The organism is [Clostridium] symbiosum ATCC 14940 (assembly GCF_000466485.1).
Classification (GTDB): Bacteria; Bacillota; Clostridia; order Lachnospirales; family Lachnospiraceae; genus Otoolea; species Otoolea symbiosa.
The window spans coordinates 1-2,323 of the sequence record NZ_KE993005.1 but is presented as its reverse complement, the minus strand read 5'-3'; the positions used below and the strand labels follow the sequence as shown (position 1 = coordinate 2,323).

Annotated in this window: 2 protein-coding genes; both read right to left on the bottom strand. The window is 49.2% G+C overall.

Features of this window, described 5'->3' with window-relative positions; all coding sequences use genetic code 11:
* Positions 1-211: 211 nt before the first annotated feature.
* On the bottom strand, positions 212-1,264 hold the full coding sequence (locus CLOSYM_RS18485; RefSeq protein ID WP_044902847.1) for a type II secretion system F family protein: 1,053 nt from the start codon (positions 1,262-1,264) through the stop codon (positions 212-214).
* 18 nt (positions 1,265-1,282) lie between these two features.
* Positions 1,283-2,176 (bottom strand): transglutaminase-like domain-containing protein, encoded by an 894-nt coding sequence (locus CLOSYM_RS18480; protein ID WP_009297910.1) that lies wholly within the window; start codon positions 2,174-2,176, stop codon positions 1,283-1,285.
* Between the last annotated feature and the right edge of the window lie 147 nt (positions 2,177-2,323).

The following is a 2,323-nucleotide window of genomic DNA, read 5'->3' as shown; positions in this document are numbered from 1 at the left end:
TGGTCCGTTCCGGACGCGTCCTCCTAACCTCCGTTAAATCTCCAATTTATTGCATTGTTAATCAAATGACATTGGTTCAGCCTTCGGCTAAACCGTAACAAATGATGCACAGAAACGGCAAAAAACGCCGTTTCGCGCCGCACAACTCGGGATTTTCGCAAGAAACAGCGAAAACACCTCGCGGGCTACATCATGGCTGAACTGTTACTCCTTATCCGATGGAGGACAGAACACCTGCCAGAGGCAGCATCACGGCGAGAAGGACCAGGCCGACCGCAACGGCCAGAACCGATACAATTGTAGGTTCCAGGCGCGCTATCATAGAGTCAATGGCCTCGGAGGACTTTTGCTCGTAATCTATTGCAAGACGGTCCATGATGCGGTCCAGCTGTCCGGCGCGGCTGCCCACACGGATCAACTGCAGCTCGAATCCGGAAAACAGTCCGGCTTCTTTGACTGAATCGTAGAAGCCTTTACCCTGAGAGACGGCTTCTTTGGCATTTTTGATTTGTTCTTCAACAGTCCGGTTATCCACCAGAGTTTGCGCCAGGCCGAATGCATCCGGCAGATTGACGCCGCATTGGAGGGACATGGCCATCACATTGCAGAATCTCCGGTCAGCGGCAGCGCGGGCGATGATAGAACGCGCTTTGATTTTCTCCAGAAGGGAGAGTGCCAGGGTGGATTGGACTCCTTTTTTTCCGAAAAGCCATAAAATCAGGGCTGAGGCGATGAGAATCGCTGCAAGAACCAGGGCGGCTCCGCTTAATATGCCCCCCAGGCGGATAGCGGCGGCAGCGGCAGGAGGAATGGATGTTCCAAGCTGCTCGTAAACGCCGGAAAATACCGGCATAACCCTGGTAAAGAGGACGAACAGGATAATAATCAGCATAAGAATCATCATCGCCGGGTAGGTAACGGCTTTTCTGAGGTTTTCAGCAAGATAATATTCTTTTTCATAGTAAACGGCCAGTCGTTCCATTGTGGTATCCAGCAGGCCGGTCCGTTCCCCCAGCATGGACATGTTGACGACGTATGCCGGAAAACAGCCGGCTTCCCGGACTGCCTGATGAAACGGCAGTCCCATGCGGACTTTGTCGGACAGTTCCGTAAGGATTTCTTTTTCCCGTTGTACGGGGGAATCTTCAGCCATAACTTTCAGTCCCTCGTAGAGAGGAATTGCAGATTCCAGAAGAATCGAGATCTGCATGCAGAACCCGGACAGTGCCAGGCCTGTAAACGGTGATGATGCGCCGCGGCTCATAGTAATACCTCCTGTTTATCAATAACAGAATTTCTGTCTGTAATTTGCCGGATTGCTGACATAGTTCAGGACTTCAGCGCTTTTCTTTCCGCTGGATACAAAAGTGGGGTCCATTAATTTCCAGTCAGTTCCGTCGAAATAGATGATATTATCAACCCAGCCCTGCCCCTGAATATATACGCTCACCCATGCATGGTATACATTGCCTGCATAACCGATGACAAGCTTGGTCGGAATGCCCTGTGCGCGGAGCATCGAGGTCATAACTGCCGCGTAGTCAAAACAGATTCCTTTTTTCTGGGCCAGCGTTGCATCCACATTGGGAAGATAACCGGACTGTACGGTCGCAGCCTTTTGGTTGTCGTATGTGATGTTGTCAACGGCGTAATTGTAAATGGCTTCCACCTTTTTCAGCGGATCGGTCATACCGGACGTGATGGTATCGCTGACAGTGACAACATTAGAATCGGCGTTAAAGTTACAAAACTGGTTGGGATATAAAAATGGTGTTGTATCGCTTGCAATATTCACCTGTATCGTCTGGCTCACGGCCTGTGCGTAGGAAGTGCCGGATACATTCTCGAATACCTTAACCGTATAACTTCCGCTTCCCTCGGTCAGCGGAAAGGTCACATAATCGCCGGAAGCGGTTATATCATAGGTGTATTCGGTATCCTTCTGGATCCGGAGTTTTACCTTGGGATTAGAACCGGTGTATTTGACCATCACATATCCGTCGGATGTGTGGGAGGCGTCGATCACGGCTTTTGCGCTGGTGTAGACCACGGTGCCGTCGGCCTTCGGTGTATATATAGTTGACGCCTGTGCCTGGGAAACCCCTCCCGGCGCCAGAGCCAGAAACAGAGCCGAGGCCATCAACACCGGGTATAATCTGAATTTTATTCGATTCATAATGTATGCTCCTTCTCAAAAAAAATTATACATTAAATAATATGGCTTTTTACCGATTATTTTAATTCTTTTATTATACAAAAAACTACAGAAACATACAAGCTGTTAGATTTTAAAATGGAGATTTAGTTAAGCAGGTGAGGACGC

What these genes read in the sequence shown, in the direction of transcription:
- CLOSYM_RS18485 (WP_044902847.1), bottom strand. Translation starts at nt 1,264, where the DNA reads ATGAGCCGCGGCGCATCATCACCGTTTACAGGCCTGGCACTGTCCGGG.
- CLOSYM_RS18480 (WP_009297910.1), bottom strand. Translation starts at nt 2,176, where the DNA reads ATGAATCGAATAAAATTCAGATTATACCCGGTGTTGATGGCCTCGGCT.